The following is an 18,103-nucleotide window of genomic DNA, read 5'->3' as shown; positions in this document are numbered from 1 at the left end:
ACGGGTGCTGCTGACATTGGATCTCGACAGCGAGACGCCGATCTACCTGCAGATCCGCGACCGGGTCGTGGAGGCGATCGCCCAGGGCGACCTCGGCGAGGGCGACGCGCTGCCGTCCACCCGGCAGCTCGGCGCCGACCTCAGCATCAACTTCCACACCGTGAACAAGGCCTACGACCTGCTCCGCGCGCAGGGCCTGATCCGCATCAACCGCAAGAGCGGCGCGGTGATCCGCCGCGATGCCCGATCCGGCCCCGCCGAACCCGGGTACGCCGACGAATGGCAGGAACGGCTTCGCACGCTCCTGGCCGAGGCCGTCGCGCTCGGGCTGGACGCCGACGAGGTGACCGCCCGGTGCGGCTCGGTGCTGGAATCCTTCCGCGTCAAGGCGGCGTCGTGACGTCGTCGGTCTATGTGGATCTCGTGCTGGTGGCGTTGCTGGCCGCTGCGTTTTGGGCGGCGCCCGCGTTCGCCCGGCCGACGGTTCCGTTCGGTGTGCGGGTGCCGGCGGCGCGCGTTGCCGAACCGGAGATCGTTCGTGCGCATCGTCGTTACGCGCGCGGAGTGCTGGTGGCCGGCACTCTCGCGTTCGTCCTGGTCGCTTTCGCCTCGGCCGGACTGCGCTGGGAGCCGGCGGCCGCGTTCGCCGCACCGGTTCTCGCGGCTGCTTGCTGCGGCCTCGGCTACCAGGCGCACCGCACGGTCGCCGCCGCGAAACGCTCCGGCGACTGGTACTCCGGAACCCGGCAGGCAGTCGCGACCGACACCTCGCTGCGCACCGACCCGGTCCATCCACAATGGATTTTCCTGGCCCCGGCGGCAGTGCTGTTCGCGATCACCGCGGCGATCGGGGCGTGGCGCTACGGCGACCTGCCCGCGACACTGCCGACACCGAACGGAATGACCGTCGACTCCGTCCGGCGCGGCGCGACGACGGTCGGCCGCGCGTTCGCGACCGTCACCGCGCAGCTGCTGATCATCGTCCTCGTGGCTCTGCTGGGTATCGCGTTGCCGCGTGCCCGGCCGGAACTCGACGCGGCGCAACCCGCCGCCTCGGCCGCCCGGTACCGTGACTACCTCGCCGGCGTGCTGCGGCTGCTGTTCGGCACCGCCGGATGCGTGGCCGCGAGCTTGCTGGTGGCGTCGCTGGAGGTGTGGGAAATCGTCCCGGCCACGACCGGCGCGACTGTCGTCAGCTACGTCCCGCTCGCTGGCGCGGTGGTCGCGTGGGTGGCGTTCGCGTTCCGGGCGGGTGATGCCGGGCACCGGCTGCCTGCGGACGAAGAGGATTCCGGCCGCGTACAGCGCGACGACGACCGGTACTGGCACCTCGCGGGCATGGTCTACGCGAACCGCGGCGATCCGGCCCTTCTCGTGCACCGGCGCTCTGGGGTCGCCTGGACGCTCAACCTCGGCCACCCGATCAGCTGGGCCCTCCTCGCCGCACTCGCGGTGTTCGCTGCGCTGGCTGGGTCCGGCGTCATCGAACTGCCTTCCCGGGGCGGATAGCCTGGGCTCCTTCGACGGCGAGGGGAACTGGGATGTCCGAGGAACTGACCACTGCGGCGGAACTGTTCGACGCGATCGGCGCCGGGTACGAGGACGCGTTCGGCCGCCCGCCGGTGGTGGACGCGGCGGTGCGGGAGCTGCTCGCGGTGCTGCCGCCGTCGGCGCGGGTGCTCGACGTCGGCAGCGGGACCGGCCGCCCCGTCGCGGCGGATCTGGTCGCCGCCGGGCATCGGGTGACCGGGATCGACGTGTCCGCGGAGATGGTGCGGATCGCCCGCGAGCAGGTGCCCGGGGCCGAGTTCGTGCAGGCCGACGTGCGGGAATGGGAGTCGGAACCGGGGACGTGGGACGCGGTGTGCGCGTTCTTCCCGTTCCTGCAGCTGCCGCGGGCCGAAACGGAGCGCGCGCTCGGCCGGATCGCCGGCTGGCTGGCCCCGGGAGGAAGGTTCGCGCTGATCACGGTGCCCGCCGACGTCGAGGACGTCCCGGTCGACTTCCTCGGCCACACGATCCGGGTGACGAGCTTCCCGGCGGACGCGCTGGCCGACCGGGTCCGCGCGGCCGGACTGGAAGTGACCGGGACCAGGACGGAAACGTTCGCCCCGGACAAGCCCGGGGCGGAGCCGGAGGAACACCTGCTGATCTCGGCCCGCAAACCCGGCTGAGCGGCTCCGGACCACGGAACTGTGAAAGAAATTCAGCGAAGCGGATGCGGCACGGAAAAGCGGGGCGGCATTTTCGCGCGGTCCGGGTGAATACGCCGGAAACTGCGCCGAAACACCGCCCCGCCCGCTCGTCGCTGCTGGTCTCAATCCCTGCCGAGGCCGGGTTATTGCGGGGTCACTACGGTTTGCTCACGGCGACCGATTCGCGAGGTTTGGCAGCTGAGTTGTTGCACCCGCGGCCGCCGACGTTCACGGCTCGTTTTCGCTCGCGGCGGCTGGTCTCGTTTCGCCGCGGAGGCTGGCCGTTGCGACACATTCCCGCAGCCGACCGCGGTTGCCGACGCGCACAGCTCTCTTGCCCCGGCCGGTTGCCGAGGCTCGTGACTTGCGCGGTTCGCTCGCCGCGGCCGATCTGCGGACTTCCGGTGGCAGTGGATTTCGCGCGAGGTTCGCCTGCTTGGCTGCCTCCCGACTCGCGCAGTTCCTTTTGCCGCCAACGATTTCCCGGTTCTCGGCGGGGCAGACCTGCGCGGTCCGCCCCCGGTGCGGGAACTCAGGCGGGAACTGCCCTCGTTACTGCTGGTTGCCCCACTGCTGCTCGCCCTGCTGGCCGCCTTGGTCGAAGCCGCCCTGCTCGCCCTGGCCGAATCCGCCCTGGCCGCCTTGCTCGCCTTGACCGAATCCGCCTTGGCCGCCTTGCTCGCCCTGGCCGAATCCGCCTTGGCCGCCTTGCTCACCCTGGCCGAATCCGCCTTGGTCGCCCTGACCGAAGCCGCCCTGCTGCTGCCCGCCGCCTTGTTCCTGGCCGCCTTCCTGGCCGCCGCCGAAGTTCTCCTTCAGTTTGTCCGCGCCCTGGCGGATCTGGTCGCCGTGCTTGCCGCCCGTTTTCTCGTCGGCGAATTCGGCGGCCTTGTCGATGCCCTGGCCGACCTTGTCCGGGTTGTTGCCCGCGAATTCCTGGATCTTGTCCTTGGCCTGGTCGAAAAAGCTCATCGAAAATCCTCCTTGATCTATTCGTGACCCATGGATACCAGCCGGGTACCCGAAGGGCGCGGCCGCGAGACGCCAGTCCCCGGTTCGGGTGAGGCCCGGCGCCGGTTCTGCCCGGGTCGGGCCACGGGTGGGTTACCCCACACGCCCGGACGCGGACCGGACCGGCCGGTAGGGTCGCCGCGGCAGGCGCCGGAGCCGAGGAGGACACGTGGCGGGACCGTTGAGCGGGCTGAGGGTCGTCGAGCTGGCCGGGATCGGGCCGGGGCCGCACGCGTGCATGGTGCTCGCCGACCTGGGCGCGGACGTCGTCCGGGTGGAACGGCCTTCCGGATCGCTCGATCTCAGCGGCGGCAAGCCGGACCCGCTGCTGCGCGGGCGCCGCTCGGTCGCCGCGGACCTCAAGACCCCCGAGGGCCGCGAGCTCGTCCTGCGGCTCGCGGCGAAGGCGGACGTGCTGGTCGAAGGCCTGCGGCCGGGCGTCACCGAACGGCTCGGCGTCGGGCCGGACGACTGTTTTGCGCGCAATCCCCGCCTGGTGTACGGCCGGATGACCGGCTGGGGCCAGGACGGCCCGCTCGCCCAGCGCGCCGGGCACGACATCAACTACCTCGGCCTCACCGGCGTGCTGCACGCGATCGGCCGCGCGGGCGAGCGTCCGGTGCCGCCGCTCAACCTGGTCGGCGACTTCGGCGGCGGGTCGATGTTCCTGATCGCGGGCGTGCTCGCGGCGCTGTGGGAATGCGGCCGGACCGGGCGCGGCCAGGTCGTGGACGCGGCGATGGTCGACGGTGCGAACGTGCTGTCCCAGATGATGTGGGCCTTGCGCGGCTTGGGTTCCTGGTCCGACGAACGCGGCACGAACCTCCTGGACGGCGGCGCGCCGTTCTACGACACGTACGTCTGCGCGGACGGCCGTTACGTCGCCGTCGGTTCCCTCGAGCCGCAGTTCTACGCGGCTCTCCTGAACGGCCTGGGCCTCGCCGCGGAAGACCTCCCGGCGCAACTGGACCGCGACGGCTGGCCCACCCTCCGCGCCACCTTCACCCGGGCCTTCCTCACCCGCACCCGCGACGAATGGGCCGAGGTCTTCGACGGCACCGACGCGTGCGTCACGCCGGTCCTCGCTCCCGACGAGGCTCCCCAGCACCCGCACATCGCCGCCCGGTCCGGCCTGGTCACGCTCGACGGCATCGTCCAGCCCGCTCCGGCGCCGCGGTTTTCGCGCAGCACGACGGATGTGCCGACGCCGCCGCCGGTGCCGGGCGCGGACACCGAGGACGTCCTCGCCGATTGGAAGGCCTAGCCCCGCAACCGCACCGGCAACGTCAGATGCCCGTTGGTGATGAACGACGGCACCGGCTCCAGCTTCTCTCCCGCCACTGCCAGCGCCAACTCCGGGAACCGCCCGAACAGCGCAGGCAGCGTCAGCTCGGCCCGGTCGAGCCTGGTCGCGCTCGACGGCATTGTCCAGCCCGCTCCGGCGCCGCGGTTTTCGCGCAGCTTGGAAGGCCTAGCCCCGCAACCGGACCGGCAGCGTCAGGTGCCCGTTGGTGATGAACGACGGCACCGGTTCCAGCTTCTCCCCGGCCACTGCCAGCACCAAATCGGGGAACCGCCCGAACAACGCAGGCAGCGCCAGCTCCGCCTCCATCCGGGCGAGCTGCGCGCCGAGGCAGTAATGCACGCCGTAGCCGAACGCGAGCGCTGATTTGTCCTTGCGGGCCAAGTCGAACTCGTCCGCGTCCGGACCGTGGTGGGCTTCGTCGCGTCCGGCGGGGCCGAAGGACGGGAGAATCGGGTCGCCCGCGCGGATGACCGTGCCCTCGACCTCGATGTCCTCTCGCGCGAACCGCAGCGGCAGGTGCGAAATCGGGGCCTGCCAGCGCAAAGTCTCGTCCACCACGTCCGACCAGGTGCGCGTTCCGTCGAGGACCTGACGCAGCTGCGCGGGATGCGTGAGCAGTGCGGTCACGGCCTGGTCGAGCAGGTTGACCGTCGTCTCGTGACCCGCGGTGATCACCAGCATCAGCGTGTCCACCAGCTCCTCTTCGCTCAGCCGGGAGCCGTCGGAGTCGCGGGCGGCGATGAGCGCGCTGGCGAGGTCGTCGCCGGGCTCGGCGCGGCGCCGGGAGACGAGGTCGGCGAAAATTCCGTACAGCAGCTCGACGTTCGCGGTCGCTTCTTCCGCGGTCGCCGACGTCGCGAAGACCCCCGCCACCGCGGTGCGCAGGCCCGGCCGCGCTTGTTCGGGGACGCCGGCCAGCCGGCAGATCACCTCGATTGGCAGCCGGTAGCAGTACTGTTCGCGCAGGTCGGTTTCGGACGGTCCGGCGTCGAGCTCGTCGAGCAGGCCGTCGACGATTTCGGCGACCACCGGGCGCAGCGCGGCGATCCGTCCGGGCGCGAAAGCCTTGGACACCAGCGACCGCAGCCGCCGGTGCTCGTCGCCGTAGGCGGTGAACATGTTCTGCACCGAAACCCAGATGTGCAGCGACCAGTCGGACGAGATCTCGCCGTCCCGGTAGGCGGGCCAGTGCCGCCGGGGATCCTTCGACACCCGCGGGTCGGCGAGCAGGGCGCGCAGCAGCGGCAGGCTGGTGACCGACCAGGCGAGCACGCCGCCCGGCAGTTCGACCACGGTCAGCGGTCCGCGGGCGCGCAGCCGGGCGCCCTCGCCGTGCACATCCGGCGCCGCCGGGTCCAGCACGAAGGGGGTGACGGCGTGGTCCATGGGCGCTCCCTCGCGGCCCGACAGTCCACAATGGACGGACGATGGGGGAGGTGTCCGTTGCGGCCGCCGGGTCCGTGACAAGCGTAGTGCGGCTAAGGATCCTCTTGTCCGGCTTGAGGGGTGGCCCGGGCCGGGCGGGAGAAGGGGTTGACGTCAGCCGTCGGCGCGCTTGCGGTGCAACGAGAACCGCTCGAACACCGACAGCTCGCCGGTCGGCTTGGTGACGTTGTAGTAGGTCACGTGCATGGTCGTCGTGCCGCCGGGTCGGCGCCCGGGGTCCACGGTGAACGCGGCGAAACCGTAGGGGTGGTCGAGGTCGCGCACCGCGCTCCACACCGCTTTTTCGCGCACGTAGGTCGGTTTCCGCTTGCCAGTGGCGGGATCCCGCTTGTCCGCGACGGCGGTCAGCACCTTTCCGGTGCCGTCCTTGAAGAAGCTGCCGTTGGTGGTGCCGGAGACGCCGCCTCCGCCGAGAACCATGTGCACGGTGCCGTGCGTCGCGTCGATGTCGTCGGTCGCGTCGGACACCGGGTTCGGCGTGAGCGTCTCGCTTCCCGCGACGACGCCGTGCACGGCGAGGGAGCGTTCGTAGTCGTGCTCGTGCCCGCAGAGCACCAGGTCGACGCCGTAGCGGTCGAACAGCGGGCCGTACTTCTCGCGCAGGCCGAGGTCGGCGCCGTTCGCGTCGGACGTGCTGATCATGACCTGGTGCATCGCGACGACGATCCAGTCCACGTCGCGCGACGCCCGTGCCGCGGCGAGTTCCTTCTCCAGCCACGCGAGCTGCCGCCCGCCGGAGTAGCCGCTGACGTAGACGTCCCCGCCGTCTTGCAGGCAGTTGTCGTCGTTCTGCAGCACGATCACCCGCACCGAGCCGACGGTGAAGCCGTACCAGAGCCCGGCCAGTTCGGGGTCGGTTTCGGTGGAGGGGAGCTGGAAGTACGCCTGGTAGGCGTCCATGCCGATCGCGCCGTTCTGCTTCTCGATCTCGTGGTTGCCCGCCGCGGGCATCCACGGCCGGTACCGCGCCGAGCGGGTGTTGTTGGTGAAGAAGTTGTTCCAGGTGCGCACGCCGTCGACGTCGAGGTTGGCGTAGCAGAGGTCGCCGTTGAGCAGGTGGAACAGCGGCGCGACGGTCTCGATGCCGGTGACGATGTCCTTCGTCGCCGGGGTGGAGAAGAAGTCGAGCGCGGGCGCGCCCTTGAGATCCCAGGTGACCTGCGGCGCGGACTGGTCGCCGAAGCTGGTGAAGGTGAACGCGGACCGGCCGCTGGGCGCGGTGCGGAACGTGCCCGCGTCGGGCGTCGCGCCGTCGTGCTGGGCGACGTAGAGGTACTCGGTGTTCGGGCAGAGGCGGTTGAGCTCGGCGTGGTGCACCCAGACGGTGCGGTTGGACGCGCCGTCGAGGTAGGTGCGGGTGACTGCGGGCGCGTATGAGCCGAAGCCGTCGTCGAGCGTGCCGTAGCGGACGCGGGGACGGCCGACCGGACCGTCGGTGAGCCACGAAACCACCATCTGCCGCGCGGGATCGCGGCCGAACGTGAGATGCAAACCCTGCACCGGGGTGGCGCCACCGCCCGGCGTCGGCATGAGCGGAGCGGCGGCTGCCGTACCAGTGCCGAGCAGTGGTACGGCAGCGCTCGCGCCCATGAGACCCAGTGCTCCTCGACGGCTGACGGTGCTGGACATGGCGGCCTCCTCCGGCTCTCCGGCGGAAGCGAAGCTATGCTGGCCGCGCGGCCCGCCGATGAACGCGAGCTGTCCGGGGCGTGAAGCGTCTTTTCCGCCGGTTCCGGTTCGTTCCCTTTGCCGGGAAACGGGTTCCGGACTGTCCGAAGTGGATTCTCCCGGCTCAGCCTGATCGATTCAGAATTCTTCTGCTAGCCTCCGGGGTGACGTGCGGCTCGCCGTGGTGCCGCGTTGCTGCCGGGGCGCTTCACGGAGCGTGCGCTGAGTGCTTCGGCTCGAACCTCCGAGGAGCGTTATGACAGGCATCGTCCGGGTCCGGGGCCGTGAGGTGCTCGACAGCCGGGGCAACCCGACGGTCGAGGTCGACGTGGTGCTGGCGGACGGGTCGGCGGGCCGGGCGGCGGTGCCGTCCGGGGCCTCCACCGGCACGCGCGAGGCCGTTGAGCTGCGGGACGGCGACGCGAAGCGGTTCCACGGCAAGGGCGTGCGCAAGGCGGTCGACGCGGTGAACGGCGAGATCGCCGACGCCGTGGTCGGCATGGAGGCCGAGGCGCAGGCCGACGTCGACCGCGCGCTGATCGCCCTCGACGGCACCGAGAACAAGGCCCGCCTAGGCGCGAACGCGACGCTCGGGGTTTCGCTGGCGGTGGCGAAGGCGGCCGCCGCGGCGAACACGCTGCCGCTGTACCGCTACGTCGGCGGGGTGTACGCGCATCTGCTGCCGATGCCGATGATGAACATCATCAACGGCGGCGCGCACGCGGACAACCCGATCGACTTCCAGGAGTTCATGATCGGCCCGGTCGGCGCCTCGTCGTTCGCCGATGCTGTGCGGATGGGCTCGGAAGTGTTCCACACGCTGCGGAAATCGCTGCACGACGCGGGACACAACACGAATGTCGGCGACGAGGGCGGGTTCGCGCCGCAGCTGGGGTCGGCCGACGAGGCGCTCGAGTTCGTGGTCCGCGCGATCGAGCAGACCGGGTACGAGCCGGGCAAGGACATCGCGCTGCTGCTGGACCCGGCGGCGTCGGAGTTCTACCGCGACGGCGTCTACGACTACACCGGCGAGGGCCGCAAGCGCAGCGTCGAGGAGCACGTCGCGTATCTGACCGAGCTGACCGAGCGTTTCCCGATCGTGTCGATCGAGGACGGTCTCGCCCAGGACGACTACGCCGGCTGGAAGCAGCTGACCGACGGCATCGGCGACCGCGTGCAGCTCGTCGGCGACGACCTGTTCTGCACGAACGTCGAAATCCTGCGCGACGGCATCAAGCGCGGCATCGCCAACTCGATCCTCATCAAGGTCAACCAGATCGGCACCCTGACCGAGACGCTGTCCGCGGTCGACACCGCGCACAAGGCGGGCTACTCGGCGGTCATGTCGCACCGTTCGGGCGAGACCGAGGACACCACGATCGCCGACCTCGCGGTAGCGACCGGCTGCGGCCAGATCAAGACGGGTTCGCTGTCGCGGTCGGACCGCACGGCGAAGTACAACCAGCTGATCCGCATCGAAGAGGAGCTGGGCACCGAGGCTCGCTACGCGGGCTGGGACACCCTGCGCTGAGCTGGTTCTTTTGAGGCGGCCCGGGCCCTTCGCCCGGGCCGCCTTGCTTTACTTCTTCACCCTCAGGAACATCGCCGCGGCAGTGAAGGCCGCACTGACCCAGAACGCCGCACGCGCATGCGCCGCATCGACGACGACTGCCCCCGCCACCGCAGGCCCGACCACCGCGCCGAGATTGAACGCAGTAGTCGCGATCGCCCCGGCCACCCGCGGCGCGTCATTGCTGGCAGACGTGACAATCGCAGCAATCAACGCAGACCCGACGCCGAACGCCATCGCCCCGGTGAGCAACGCGGCGGCGATGAGCCCCGGAAGACTCTGCGCCGCGAAGAACGCCGCCACCCATCCGGCGGTCAGCACAACCGTGCCCGCTTTGAGGATCCGCGGCCCCGCCTTGCCCGCGATCGTGACACCGACGAACGACCCCACCCCGAACACCGCCAGCACGACCGGAACCCATTCGGAGGGGGCGGTCATCGTGCCGAGGTAGGTGAAGGCCGCGAAGGTACCGCCGTTGACGAGAACGCCCTTGCCGACGGTGACCACGACGCGCGGCTGCGCCAGAACCCGCCACTCGCGATACACCGGGCTTGTCGCTGGAGGGTTGTCGAACTTCGCTGCTGTTAGCGCTACAGCGGCTGCCGCCGTGATCGCCGCGATCGCCCAGAACGCGGCCTGCCACCCGGCGTACTGCCCGAGCACCGTCCCGGCCGGAACGCCGACGATGCACGCGAGCGTGACACCGGACAGCAACACGGAAGTCGCCCGCCCGACGGAGTCCTCCGCGACGAGCGACGGCAGCGACGCGAGCGCTATTGCGAGAAACCCAGCATTGGCGAATGCCGCGAGGGCGCGGGTGGCGAGGAGAAGGGGAAAGTCAGTGGTGAGCGCACCGACTACGTGAACTGCTGCGAAGAGCCCGAGGAAGCTGATGAGCGCGATCTTGCGGGGGAGTTTGCTGCCGAGCATCGCGAGAACCGGCGCGCCGACGACCATTCCGGCCGCGAAGAGAGACGTGAGCAACCCGGCGGTGCCGAGCGAGACGCCGGTGGCTGCGGCGATCTGGGGGAGGAGCCCGGAGAGGACGAACTCCGAGGTGCCTTGGGCGAAGACTGCGCTGGCTAGGAGGAAAATGATGGGAGGCAAGGGAATCGACTCCGAATGGCTTTTGGCGTCGAGGACGCCAGAGGGTTGAGGACGGTTCGTTTGCGGAGTGGGTGCCTTGGGCTCGCGGGCAGCAGCACGCGCGGTGGCCTGGGTGCTTGGCGGCAGCTGCGCGGGGCGAAACCTTGCCGCGGCGTGGCGGCTTGCGAGCAGGCTTCGCCCGAGTGCTGCGGTGTCAAGCACGTTCTGCCAGCGGTGCTCCGCGTGCGAGAGTGCTTTGCCCGCGGTGCCGAGTCCGGTCAGCGGTGCTGCGATGCCGAGCGTGCTTAGCCAGCGGCTCTGCTGTGTCCAAGCTTCGCCAAAGCACGTATCGAACGGCGAGTTTTGCCTGTGGCCTCAGACTTCACCACGGCGCGGCCAGGGTTGATGCCGGTTAGAACCGGCGTCAACACTCACTAGAACTTGCTCAGGGCACAACTCAACAGCTCGGCGTATGTGGTGAAGCTTTCGCTGGTCAGCTCAGTCCGGCAGCAAGTCCGGCACCCGTCACTCCGCCGCCCAGCTTGCTGCTGGGCGGCTACCGTCTGCTGGCCTCCGGCGACGTCATGCTTCGGACTTTACCTTGCCTCGCTCAGGGAGTCGCGTGGGTTCTGCTGTTCCTTCCGTGTGGAGCGACCCGTCCGGTCGTCGGTGTGCGTCACGGGTTGGGGAGATCGTCGGAGCCTTGCGTTCGACGCGTGACAGACGGTGGAGAACCTGCGTCGGTACGCGGTAGGCACATGACGAACTTGTCGCGGTGTCGCATGAGAGGTTTCCGCGCACCGGCAATTCGCCGTGGCAGGTGAGGAGCATTGGTCCGGGCAACGGGGTGTCGGTTGGGTGCGCGGGTTCAGTTGAGTCCGGCGTGGGCGGCGATGTCGTCGGCGAAGGACGTCACCCTCGTGTACATCCCGGGTTTGCCGGGCTTTCCGCAGCCGTCGCCGTAGGAGACGATGCCTACTACCGTGTCGCCGACTACCAGTGGGCCTCCGGAATCTCCTTTGCAGGCGTCGATGCCGCCGTTCGGGTAGCCGGCGCACAGCATGCTTGTCGCGGAGTATTCCGGGTACGCGGTGTGGCAGAAGGAGTCGTCGGCCACGGGGACGGTGGCTTGGCGCAGGTAGTCCGACCGGTCGCCGCCGTCGGCGGTTCGGCCCCAGCCCAGGACGGTGGCGTTGGTTCCGGCGGGGTAGCGGCTCGGATCGCGGGCCAGGTCGGCGGGGCGGTAGGGGAGCGAGCCGCGGACGGTCAGGACGGCGATGTCCGAACCTTGTTGCGGGGTACGGAAATCCGGGTGCTTCCAGGCAGCGGACACGGCGCGGACGACCCCGTCTTGGCTGCGTTTGTCTTCCCGTCCGGCGACTACGCGGAGTTCGCCGGGCGGGACGGTGGCGGCGCAGTGCGCGGCGGTCGCGACCGCGGTGCGGCTGACGATGACGCCGCCGCAGAACTGGGTTCCGTGACTGTCCACTAAGTACACTGCGTACGGATGCTGTGCCAGGGAAGCTTTTTCTCCTCCGATAACGGTCGGGGCGGCCCCGGCGGCGGATGTGCTCAGGCTGATTACGGACAGGACGACGGCGATGATGAATGCGAATCGGCGTGGCATGGCGGACCCCCTCGGCTGCGGCAGCGCACGAAGACCACTTTAACCGGCGGTTGAGGGGAAAACCGTCGCTGAACCGGGTGGAAACCGCGGGAGCCCGGATCCGGACTCCCGCGGCGGCTGAGGGGGATTGCTTCCCGAACACGGCTCGGGCCAAGGGATCGCGGACGGCGCGTGGAGAGAAGGCTTGCGGAGAGACGGGAACAGGGTGAAGAACGGCTCGGGGAAACGGAATTCGGAGACGCGGTCCGCCGGGAGAGAGGGGAGCAGGCGGGGTTCTCGGAGCGAAACCTGGCGACGCCGGGGTCGTTGGCGAGGAACTGCCCAGGAGCGGAGTGCTCGATCGAGGGCCTGAGGGGAAGCCTGGTCGGAGCCGTCGGCGCGGACCCGGTCTGAAGTCCCCGGCAACCCGCGATCAATTCGGCAGAACGGAAGTGCGAACGGGAGCCACCGGTGCGGAGTCAGCCCCAGACCCCGCACCGGCACCCCCAGGACTCAGCAGAGCGGAGCCACCGGTCCGTCCGAGCCGGTTTTCACGTAAGTGTCCGAGATGTAGTGCCCAGGCCCGATCCGGTCCCAGATCTTGCTCGTCCCGAATTTCCCGGTCACCGAATCCCCGTTGACGTAGCATTCGATGTTCACCTTGGCGTAGTTCGCCGCCAGGCCCTTCACCGACGAGGTCGTGTGCGCGCCCGACCGGACGTTCACCGGGTCGCCTGCCGTCTGCACCAAACCGGTCGCCGCGGCCGAGCCCGTCCAGAGGTAGGTGACCTTCACGTTTCCGTTGTCGCCCAGGCCGACTCCCGAGCTGAAGGTGCCGTCGGCCAGGTCGATGCCCGCGGGGTTGCCCACTTTGTACCCGAGATCGTCGCGGCCGCCGTTGTAGCCGTTGTGGTAGGCGGCGTAGGCCTCGGGCTGGCCTTGCGGCAGGTCTTTGTACTCCGCGCGCACCGAGGGCGGGTTCCAGTAGTCGTCCTTGGTGTTCCACGGGCCGACGTCCCAGACCGGCGCGTATTCGCAGCGGCTGTTGTCCGTCTTGCACACTCGCACGGTGTAGTTGCCGGTTCCCTTGGGCGACAAGGCTTTTCCGGACGGCAGCGCGACGAAGTGGTCGTTGCTCGCGATGACGTGGCCGTTCGCGGTGGTGTGGCCGGTGAGGCCTTCGCGGGTGGCATAGATGGTGTAGGTCAGCGGGGTGGCCGCGGCGATGGCGTTCGCTTGCGGGGACAGCGAACCGGTCAGGTCGACCTCGCGCACGGTCGGGCGGGCGGCGGTGGTGCTGGACAGCGTGATCCTGGTCTGCACAACGCTCACCGCCCGCGGGAGTGCGGTGCCGGCGGGGGTCCATTCGGTCCAGTCGTCGGCGCCGGAGCGGCCGCGGACGTCGACGTCGACCGTGGTGCCCTGCGGGGCGTCGGCGGAGATCTCTGCGGCTACCCGGTTCACCGGCGCGGGCAGGCGCCGTTCGGCGGAGAGCAGGTAGCCCTCGCTGCCCGCGGCCCGGTCGGCAGGTCTCCACGCGGCGTCTCGCAGCGTGAGCGTGCCGTCGGCCGCCGCGACGTTGACGTCGTCACTGCCCACTGAGGACAGATCGGCTCGCCACGCGGCGGCTTCGGCGGCGCTCGCCGGCGTCGCGACTGCGGTGACCGCCCCCGCGGCGAGCAGTGCGGCGACCGTGCGCCGGACCGTCACATTCCCGACCACGACGGATCTCCCTTCACTCGTCCGAATCGAACTGCCGGAGTGTCGGCGGGATCCGTACACGATCCATACAACGATCTCGCCCGGTCGTGTACCGGACGTCGGAGGTTGACAGCGCTGAGTCACGGATATAACTTTGCAAACAAAGTTAATTTAAGAGCAAAGGAAGTACGGGATGACCATCCTGGTGACGGGGGCGCGCGGGAATGTCGGGAGTGAGGTCGTCCGGGCGCTTCGCGAGGGCGGGCACGAGGTGCGCGGCTCGGCGCGCGACGCGGCTGCGCTGGATCTGCCGGACGCGGTGTCGGTGGATCTCGCGGCGGAGGGCGGGTTCGAGGACGCGCTGCGCGGCGTGGACGCGATCTTCCTGTATCCGACGCGACCGAACGGTGTGGCGGATTTCCTTGCGGCGGCGCGAAAATCCGGAGTCTCGTACGTCGTGCTGCTGTCGTCGCCGGATGTCTACGAGGGCGCGGCGGGCAACCCGATCCGGCGGGGGCATTTGCCCGCGGAGACGGCGGTGGCGGAGTCCGGATTGCCGTTCACGGTGCTGTACCCGGGCTGGCTGATGGGCAACACCCGGCGCGACTGGGGTGCGGCGATCCGGGCCGGGGGACCGGTGCGGCTCTTCTCCCCGGAGTCGCAGTTCACGCCGACGGCCGAGACGGATGTGGCTGCGGTAGCCGCGAAACTGCTCACGGAGCGTAGCTACCCGGGGCGGATGCTCTCGGTAACTGGGCCGGAATCGATGACGCAGCGTGCGATCGTGCAGACCCTGGCGGAGGAACTGGGTCGCTCGATCGAAGTGGTGACCGAAACGCGGAGCGAGGCGCTGGCGCGCCGTCCGGAATGGATGCCCGCGGCGGTCCTGGAGCATCTGATGGACGTGGAGGAGGCAGCGGTGGGCCGCCTTGCGCCGGTGAACAACACGGTGGAGCGGTTCGCGGGACGGGCGACGTCATTCCGCGAGTGGGTGCGGGCGCACAAGGACGACTTCGCGCCGGGGCGATAAGGAGTCCACTGTGGACAGAAGCTACGCGCGCTTCCAGGAAACGCAGGCAGGTCGCGTCCGGGATTCGCACAGTTCCCGCACGGCGCGCAGCACTTCCTCGACGGAAACCTCGCTCCCGGGCGGCTGCGGGAAGTGCGCTCCCTGCAGGCTGTAGTAGTCGACAGTCGTCTCGCCGACGCCGTCCGCGGGCAGGAAAGTCTCGCCGTTTTCGTGCCACGCCAGGCTTCCTCGCGCACCGCGCACACCGGCGACCAGATACGGCGTCCGCGGCTTCCGGCCCGCGTACAGCCACCAGACGACCCCGGCGTCCGGCACGGGCGGTTCGGCGGAGCGCAGGGCGGACAGCACGTCGTCGACAGTCGTCTCGGTGACGTCGTACCCGGTCCGGCGACGGGCGTCTTCGATGCTCGCCATGGTGCGCTCCGCTCGTGAAGTGTCCTGATACTACTCGGTGCCGATCGGCGAGCGACTTGTGGAATGGCCGGCGCGCAGGCGAGCCGCGCGCAGCGTCAGATAGCGCTGTTCAGCGGTGTTTCCGGTACGGGCGGCAGCCGCGGTGTAGTGCCGGACGGCTTCCTCCCGTTCGCCGGCCAGCTCCAGCAGGTGGGCGCGGGCGGCGGCGAGGCGGTGGTGGTCAGGGAGCCGGTCGTCGAGTCCGGCGAGCATGGTCAGCCCGGCGTCCGGTCCCTGCACCATCGCAGTCGCGATCGCGCGGTTGAGCGTTACGACCGGATTGCCGGTCAGGGCCTCGAGTCGCGTGTACAGCGTGAGCACGCGCGGCCAATCGGTGTCTTCGGCCCGCAACGCGATGTCGTGCGTCGCGGCGATCGCGGCCTGGAGGCGGTATTCGCCGATGCCGTCGCGGGTCAGCGCGGCGGTGATCAGCGCGACGCCTTCCCGGATCAGCGAACGGTCCCACCGCGACCGGTCCTGGTCGGCGAGCGGGATGAGGTCGCCGTCCGGTCCGGTGCGGGCCGGCCGGCGGGCGTCGGTGAGCAGCATCAGGGCGAGCAAACCGGCCGCTTCGCCGTCGTCCGGCAGCGCGGCGTGCAGCAGCCGCGCCAGCCGGATCGCCTCGGCGGACAGTTCGGTGCGGTGCAGACGGCGGCCGCCGCTGCTCGTGTAGCCCTCGTTGAACACGAGGTACAGCACGTGCAGCACGGACCGCAGCCGCGCCTGCCGCTCGTCCGCGGCGGGCATCCGGAACGGCAGCCCGGACTTCTTGATCTTCGCCTTCGCCCGGCTGATCCGTTGCGCCATCGTGGTTTCCGGCACGAGGAACGCGCTGGCGATCTCCGCGGTCGTCAGGCCGCCGACCGCTCGCAACGTCAGCGCGATCGCCGACGCCGACGTCAGCGACGGGTGCGCGCACAAGAACAACAGCGTCAGCGTGTCGTCCCGATCCGGCACTTCGGCGCCCGGCGGCTCGGCGGCGACAGTGTCCTCGCGCCGCCGCCGGGCCTGGTCGCTGCGGAAGATGTCGATGATCCGGCGGCTGGCGGCCTGCAGCAGCCAGCCGCGCGGATTCTCCGGAATCCCCTCGCCAGGCCAGTGCTGCACCGCGGAGAGGAGAGCTTCCTGAGTCGCGTCCTCGGCCGCGCCGAAATCGCCGGACCGGCGCGCGAGGACGGCGAGTACCTGGGGCGCGAGCGTGCGCACCAGGTCCTCGACCTCGGCCCGCGGCATCACACCTCCGGTGCGCTCATGACCTGGCGCACCTCGATCGGCACCCGCAGCGGGGCGCCTTCGGGGCCGGGTGCGGCCGAAACCCGGGTCGCGATCTCCAGCGCCCGCGCCTCCGACTCGACGTCCACCACCCGGTATCCGGCCAGCAGTTCCTTGCCCTCCGCGAACGGGCCGTCGGTGACGACCGCGCCGCCCTTGCCGTCCGCGACCACGGTCTTCGCCGCTTCCGGCCCGGCCAGCCCCTCCGCCTCGACGAGCTCCCCGGCCTCGGTCAGCTCGGCGTTCAGCACGTGCTGGAACTGGATGTGCGCGCGGATGTCCTCCGGGGCCCATTCCGGCAGCGGCATGTCGCAGTCCTCGCCCTGGGCGTAGGTCTGCAGCAGCATGTACTTCGGCATAACGTTTCCTCCAGGTTCCGGCTCGCCGCTTCCGGGCGGGCTCATCAAGGGAACGGAACCCGCGCGCCGTCCTCGACACGTATCGCGTCATCTTGCCGGGAAATTCGGCGACCGGGGGCGGAACGGGTGGCGTGAGTCTCAGTGCCCGGGACGTCCGAACGGCCTAGCAGGTAGGTTGCGGGAAGCAACTCACCTGGAGGGACCCGTGAGCACGACGACCTTCGCCGCGGTGTCGGCGGTCAAGCAGCGTTCGGACACCGAGTTCAGCGTCGACCTCAGCCCGGCGTGGACCATCGGCGGCCGCCCGAACGGCGGATACCTGCTGGCGACCATCGCGCGCGCGGCGACCGTCGTTTCCGGGCATCCGGACGTGCTCGCCGCCAGCGCGCACTACCTGCGCTCGCCCGAACCGGGGCCGGCGGAGATCGAGGTCGAGGTGCTGCGCACCGGCCGGACCGCGACCCAGTTGCGCGGACGGCTGCTCAAGGACGGCGTGCCGCAGGTCGAGGCCCTGCTGACGCTCGGCGTCCTCGGCGCGGCCGAGCCGTTCTGGCAGGACGGCGTGCCGCAGCCGGAGTTCGGGCCGTTCCCGGAAGAGCCGTGGGGCCCGGACGTGCTGTCGTCCGGTATCCCGATCGCCATCCGCGACGAAATCGACGTGTATTTCGACCGCCCGCTCGCCGACGGGCCCAGCGGCCGCGGCGAACTGCGCGCCCTGCTGGCGCTGCCCGGCGACGAGCCGTTCGACCCGGTCAGCCTGCTGTTCGCGGTCGACGCCCTGCCTCCGGCGACCCTCGACGTCGCGCCGTCCGGCTGGGTGCCGACGCTCGAACTGACCGCCTACGTGCGGGCCCATCCGGCGCCCGGCCCGGTGCGCGTGCTGCACCGCGCCCACCTGATCGGCGACGGGCGGGTCGACGAGTCCTGCCACGTCTGGGACAGCGCCGGGACGCTGGTCGCGCAGGGCACGCAACTGGCCGGGATCCGGATCGGCTGAGTTCCTGAGCTACTGCCCCGGGTACGGCGGCTGCTGCTGCGGGTAGCCGGGGTACGGACCGGGGGCGGGCGGCAGCGAGCTGGAGAACGTCGGCGCGGCCGCTGGCGAGTTCATCGACATCAGCAGGTTTTCGACGGTCCTGCGACGCGCGCCCGCGACGACCGCGACGGCCATGATCTCGAGCGCGAGGCCGAGCACGAACCAGAACAGGTGATAGCTCGTGAACGACTCGAGGTCGGTCGAGCGGCACGACGTGTAATTCGGCTCGTTGCGGGACACCTCGCACGTCCAATGCGGTTGGGTGATCAGCACCATGATCAGCCCGACACCGATGCTCGCCAGCCCGGCGACCATGAAGAAGACCTGCAGAATCCGCGCGAAGATCGACATGCGCGGAGCGTAG

Annotated in this window: 18 protein-coding genes; 7 read left to right on the top strand and 11 right to left on the bottom strand. The window is 70.1% G+C overall.

Features of this window, described 5'->3' with window-relative positions; genetic code table 11:
- Nucleotides 1–4 precede the first annotated feature (4 nt).
- The 3 genes from EIZ45_RS15810 to EIZ45_RS15800 are packed head-to-tail and all read left to right on the top strand — an operon-like array spanning nucleotide 5 to nucleotide 2,174.
- Complete coding sequence (locus EIZ45_RS15810; protein WP_134663434.1) at nucleotides 5–400, top strand: GntR family transcriptional regulator; 396 nt, start codon at nucleotides 5–7, stop codon at nucleotides 398–400.
- The gene (locus tag EIZ45_RS15805) at nucleotides 397–1,509 is read left to right on the top strand and encodes a DUF1648 domain-containing protein (protein WP_043833546.1); all 1,113 of its coding nucleotides are present in this window, start codon (nucleotides 397–399) and stop codon (nucleotides 1,507–1,509) included. The genes EIZ45_RS15810 and EIZ45_RS15805 overlap by 4 nt, the downstream gene beginning before the upstream one ends.
- 32 nt (nucleotides 1,510–1,541) lie before the next feature.
- Nucleotides 1,542–2,174: a bifunctional 2-polyprenyl-6-hydroxyphenol methylase/3-demethylubiquinol 3-O-methyltransferase UbiG gene (locus tag EIZ45_RS15800; RefSeq protein WP_134663433.1), complete on the top strand. Its 633-nt coding sequence runs from the start codon at nucleotides 1,542–1,544 to the stop codon at nucleotides 2,172–2,174.
- 573 nt (nucleotides 2,175–2,747) lie between these two features.
- Here the strand turns inward: EIZ45_RS15800 and EIZ45_RS15795 are convergent.
- Complete coding sequence (locus EIZ45_RS15795; protein WP_134663432.1) at nucleotides 2,748–3,167, bottom strand: antitoxin; 420 nt, start codon at nucleotides 3,165–3,167, stop codon at nucleotides 2,748–2,750.
- A gap of 208 nt (nucleotides 3,168–3,375) precedes the next feature.
- Between EIZ45_RS15795 and EIZ45_RS15790 the strand changes: the two genes are divergently transcribed.
- On the top strand, nucleotides 3,376–4,470 hold the full coding sequence (locus EIZ45_RS15790) for a CaiB/BaiF CoA-transferase family protein (RefSeq protein ID WP_043833543.1): 1,095 nt from the start codon (nucleotides 3,376–3,378) through the stop codon (nucleotides 4,468–4,470).
- On the opposite strand, the gene EIZ45_RS15785 is transcribed toward EIZ45_RS15790, so the two are convergent.
- The 3 genes from EIZ45_RS15785 to EIZ45_RS15775 all read right to left on the bottom strand — a co-directional run bounded on the left by EIZ45_RS15785 (nucleotide 4,467) and on the right by EIZ45_RS15775 (nucleotide 7,587).
- A complete protein-coding gene (locus tag EIZ45_RS15785; protein ID WP_205669951.1) occupies nucleotides 4,467–4,631 on the bottom strand; it encodes a hypothetical protein in 165 nt (54 codons plus the stop codon). The genes EIZ45_RS15790 and EIZ45_RS15785 overlap by 4 nt on opposite strands.
- 46 nt (nucleotides 4,632–4,677) lie before the next feature.
- Entirely contained in the window at nucleotides 4,678–5,898 is a 1,221-nt protein-coding gene (locus EIZ45_RS15780) for a cytochrome P450 (protein WP_205669950.1), read from the bottom strand.
- Nucleotides 5,899–6,051: 153 nt separating this feature from the next.
- Nucleotides 6,052–7,587 carry a fibronectin type III domain-containing protein gene (locus EIZ45_RS15775; protein WP_134663431.1) on the bottom strand — a complete coding sequence of 512 codons (1,536 nt, stop codon included), beginning with the start codon at nucleotides 7,585–7,587 and terminating at the stop codon, nucleotides 6,052–6,054.
- 295 nt (nucleotides 7,588–7,882) lie between these two features.
- Here EIZ45_RS15775 and eno point away from each other — a divergent pair, with 295 nt between their 5' ends.
- A complete protein-coding gene (gene eno / locus EIZ45_RS15770; RefSeq protein WP_134663430.1) occupies nucleotides 7,883–9,157 on the top strand; it encodes a phosphopyruvate hydratase in 1,275 nt (424 codons plus the stop codon).
- Between the two features lie 48 nt (nucleotides 9,158–9,205).
- On the opposite strand, the gene EIZ45_RS15765 is transcribed toward eno, so the two are convergent.
- The 3 genes from EIZ45_RS15765 to EIZ45_RS15755 all read right to left on the bottom strand — a co-directional run bounded on the left by EIZ45_RS15765 (nucleotide 9,206) and on the right by EIZ45_RS15755 (nucleotide 13,610).
- Nucleotides 9,206–10,303 carry an MFS transporter gene (locus EIZ45_RS15765; RefSeq protein ID WP_134663429.1) on the bottom strand — a complete coding sequence of 366 codons (1,098 nt, stop codon included), beginning with the start codon at nucleotides 10,301–10,303 and terminating at the stop codon, nucleotides 9,206–9,208.
- An 847-nt stretch (nucleotides 10,304–11,150) separates the two neighbouring features.
- Nucleotides 11,151–11,909 carry a trypsin-like serine protease gene (locus tag EIZ45_RS15760; protein WP_134663428.1) on the bottom strand — a complete coding sequence of 253 codons (759 nt, stop codon included), beginning with the start codon at nucleotides 11,907–11,909 and terminating at the stop codon, nucleotides 11,151–11,153.
- A 492-nt stretch (nucleotides 11,910–12,401) separates the two neighbouring features.
- Nucleotides 12,402–13,610 (bottom strand): hypothetical protein, encoded by a 1,209-nt coding sequence (locus EIZ45_RS15755; protein WP_134663427.1) that lies wholly within the window; start codon nucleotides 13,608–13,610, stop codon nucleotides 12,402–12,404.
- 172 nt (nucleotides 13,611–13,782) lie between these two features.
- Here EIZ45_RS15755 and EIZ45_RS15750 point away from each other — a divergent pair, with 172 nt between their 5' ends.
- Entirely contained in the window at nucleotides 13,783–14,619 is an 837-nt protein-coding gene (locus EIZ45_RS15750; protein ID WP_134663426.1) for an SDR family oxidoreductase, read from the top strand.
- A 21-nt stretch (nucleotides 14,620–14,640) separates the two neighbouring features.
- Here EIZ45_RS15750 and EIZ45_RS15745 read toward each other — a convergent pair whose 3' ends face one another.
- The 3 genes from EIZ45_RS15745 to EIZ45_RS15735 are packed head-to-tail and all read right to left on the bottom strand — an operon-like array spanning nucleotide 14,641 to nucleotide 16,703.
- The gene (locus tag EIZ45_RS15745; RefSeq protein WP_043833531.1) at nucleotides 14,641–15,033 is read right to left on the bottom strand and encodes an Imm1 family immunity protein; all 393 of its coding nucleotides are present in this window, start codon (nucleotides 15,031–15,033) and stop codon (nucleotides 14,641–14,643) included.
- Between the two features lie 30 nt (nucleotides 15,034–15,063).
- Complete coding sequence (locus EIZ45_RS15740) at nucleotides 15,064–16,305, bottom strand: RNA polymerase sigma factor (protein ID WP_134663425.1); 1,242 nt, start codon at nucleotides 16,303–16,305, stop codon at nucleotides 15,064–15,066.
- Nucleotides 16,305–16,703, bottom strand: coding sequence for a YciI family protein (locus tag EIZ45_RS15735; protein WP_134663424.1), 399 nt, complete (start codon nucleotides 16,701–16,703; stop codon nucleotides 16,305–16,307). The genes EIZ45_RS15740 and EIZ45_RS15735 overlap by 1 nt, the downstream gene beginning before the upstream one ends.
- Nucleotides 16,704–16,908: 205 nt before the next feature.
- Here EIZ45_RS15735 and EIZ45_RS15730 point away from each other — a divergent pair, with 205 nt between their 5' ends.
- The gene (locus EIZ45_RS15730) at nucleotides 16,909–17,700 is read left to right on the top strand and encodes a thioesterase family protein (RefSeq protein WP_043833526.1); all 792 of its coding nucleotides are present in this window, start codon (nucleotides 16,909–16,911) and stop codon (nucleotides 17,698–17,700) included.
- A 9-nt stretch (nucleotides 17,701–17,709) separates the two neighbouring features.
- Here the strand turns inward: EIZ45_RS15730 and EIZ45_RS15725 are convergent, their stop codons facing one another.
- The gene (locus EIZ45_RS15725) at nucleotides 17,710–18,090 is read right to left on the bottom strand and encodes a hypothetical protein (protein WP_134663423.1); all 381 of its coding nucleotides are present in this window, start codon (nucleotides 18,088–18,090) and stop codon (nucleotides 17,710–17,712) included.
- Between the last annotated feature and the right edge of the window lie 13 nt (nucleotides 18,091–18,103).

The sequence above is a fragment of the Amycolatopsis sp. CFH S0740 genome (genome assembly GCF_004522315.1).
Lineage (GTDB): Bacteria > Actinomycetota > Actinomycetes > Mycobacteriales > Pseudonocardiaceae > Amycolatopsis > Amycolatopsis nivea.
The sequence above is the reverse complement of the archived record's forward strand: the minus strand, read 5'-3'. Positions and strand labels throughout refer to the sequence as shown.

Excerpts from the sequence above, each read along its gene's own strand:
- eno (WP_134663430.1), top strand. The coding sequence starts at position 7,883 with ATGACAGGCATCGTCCGGGTCCGGGGCCGTGAGGTGCTCGACAGCCGG.
- EIZ45_RS15745 (WP_043833531.1), bottom strand. The coding sequence starts at position 15,033 with ATGGCGAGCATCGAAGACGCCCGTCGCCGGACCGGGTACGACGTCACC.
- EIZ45_RS15800 (WP_134663433.1), top strand. The coding sequence starts at position 1,542 with ATGTCCGAGGAACTGACCACTGCGGCGGAACTGTTCGACGCGATCGGC.
- EIZ45_RS15785 (WP_205669951.1), bottom strand. The coding sequence starts at position 4,631 with ATGCCGTCGAGCGCGACCAGGCTCGACCGGGCCGAGCTGACGCTGCCT.
- EIZ45_RS15760 (WP_134663428.1), bottom strand. The coding sequence starts at position 11,909 with ATGCCACGCCGATTCGCATTCATCATCGCCGTCGTCCTGTCCGTAATC.
- EIZ45_RS15750 (WP_134663426.1), top strand. The coding sequence starts at position 13,783 with ATGACCATCCTGGTGACGGGGGCGCGCGGGAATGTCGGGAGTGAGGTC.
- EIZ45_RS15775 (WP_134663431.1), bottom strand. The coding sequence starts at position 7,587 with ATGTCCAGCACCGTCAGCCGTCGAGGAGCACTGGGTCTCATGGGCGCG.
- EIZ45_RS15795 (WP_134663432.1), bottom strand. The coding sequence starts at position 3,167 with ATGAGCTTTTTCGACCAGGCCAAGGACAAGATCCAGGAATTCGCGGGC.
- EIZ45_RS15740 (WP_134663425.1), bottom strand. The coding sequence starts at position 16,305 with ATGCCGCGGGCCGAGGTCGAGGACCTGGTGCGCACGCTCGCGCCCCAG.
- EIZ45_RS15780 (WP_205669950.1), bottom strand. The coding sequence starts at position 5,898 with ATGGACCACGCCGTCACCCCCTTCGTGCTGGACCCGGCGGCGCCGGAT.
- EIZ45_RS15725 (WP_134663423.1), bottom strand. The coding sequence starts at position 18,090 with ATGTCGATCTTCGCGCGGATTCTGCAGGTCTTCTTCATGGTCGCCGGG.
- EIZ45_RS15735 (WP_134663424.1), bottom strand. The coding sequence starts at position 16,703 with ATGCCGAAGTACATGCTGCTGCAGACCTACGCCCAGGGCGAGGACTGC.